This is a genomic window from New Jersey aster yellows phytoplasma (genome assembly GCF_002554195.1).
GTDB lineage: Bacteria > Bacillota_I > Bacilli_A > Acholeplasmatales > Acholeplasmataceae > Phytoplasma.
Genome location: NZ_MAPF01000055.1, coordinates 1 through 1,371, shown reverse-complemented (window position 1 = coordinate 1,371; position 1,371 = coordinate 1). Strand labels below are relative to the sequence as shown.

The following is a 1,371-nucleotide window of genomic DNA, read 5'->3' as shown; positions in this document are numbered from 1 at the left end:
CACAGGTGGTGCATGGCTGTCGTCAGCTCGTGTCGTGAGATGTTGGGTTAAGTCCCGCAACGAGCGCAACCCTTATTGTTAGTTGCCAGCACGTAATGGTGGGGACTTTAGCAAGACTGCCAGTGATAAATTGGAGGAAGGTGGGGACGACGTCAAATCATCATGCCCCTTATGACCTGGGCTACAAACGTGATACAATGGCTGTTACAAAGGGTAGCTGAAACGCAAGTTTTTGGCGAATCTCAAAAAAACAGTCTCAGTTCGGATTGAAGTCTGCAACTCGACTTCATGAAGTTGGAATCGCTAGTAATCGCGAATCAGCATGTCGCGGTGAATACGTTCTCGGGGTTTGTACACACCGCCCGTCAAACCACGAAAGTTGGCAATACCCAAAACCGGTGGCCTAACTTCGCAAGAAGAGGGAACCGTCTAAGGTAGGGTCGATGATTGGGGTTAAGTCGTAACAAGGTATCCCTACCGGAAGGTGGGGATGGATCACCTCCTTTCTAAGGAAACAATTATCATCTTCAGTTTTGAGAGACTTAAGAAAGTTTTTCATTTTAAATTCCTTGCAAATTTTATTTGCAACATTTAAATCTTTTTAAGATTAAGGGCCTATAGCTCAGTTGGTTAGAGCACACGCCTGATAAGTGTGAGGTCGGTGGTTCAAGTCCATTTAGGCCCACCATAACCAAAAATAGGCAAAATCTTAAAAAAGCTCTTTGAAAAGTAGATAAACGAAGGTTAAAAAATCAAAGGAACTAAGGGCGCACAGCGGATGCCTTGGCACTAAGAGCCGATGAAGGACGCAATTAACGGCGAAACGCCACGGGAAGCTGTAAATAAGTGAAGATCCGTGGGTCTCCGAATGGGAAAACCCATTACATTGAAGATGTAATATTCTTCTAATCCGATTTATCTTGTTAGAAGAAAGGAAACGCGGCGAACTGAAATATCTAAGTAACCGCAGGAAAAGAAAGTAATAACGATTCTGGTAGTAGTGACGAGCGAACCCAGAACAGCCTGATATCATTTGTAGTTATAAAATTTTAACGAAGTAGAAGCTTTTGGAAAGAAGCACCAAAGAAGGTGACAGTCCCGTAAACGTAAGTTAAAATCTAGGGTATCAATAAGTACGGCGAGACACGAGAAATCTTGTCGGAAGATGGGAGGACCATCTCCTAAGGCTAAATACTTCTTAGTGACCGATAGTGAACTAGTACCGTGAGGGAAAGGTGAAAAGAACCCCGAAAGGGGAGTGAAATAGATCCTGAAACTGTGTGCCTACAATTAGTCAAAGCACGTTAATGTGTGATGGCTTGCCTTTTGCAGAATGAACCGGCGAGTTATGATATGGAGCAAGGTTAAGTT

The 1,371-nt window shown here is 43.7% G+C and carries 1 tRNA gene and 2 rRNA genes; all 3 read left to right on the top strand.

Annotated elements, in window-relative coordinates:
- A 16S ribosomal RNA gene (locus tag BBA70_RS02475) occupies positions 1-506 on the top strand; the annotation flags it as partial.
- 105 nt (positions 507-611) lie between these two features.
- Positions 612-688 (top strand) — tRNA-Ile (locus BBA70_RS02470).
- Between the two features lie 63 nt (positions 689-751).
- Positions 752-1,371 (top strand): 23S ribosomal RNA (locus tag BBA70_RS02465); the annotation flags it as partial.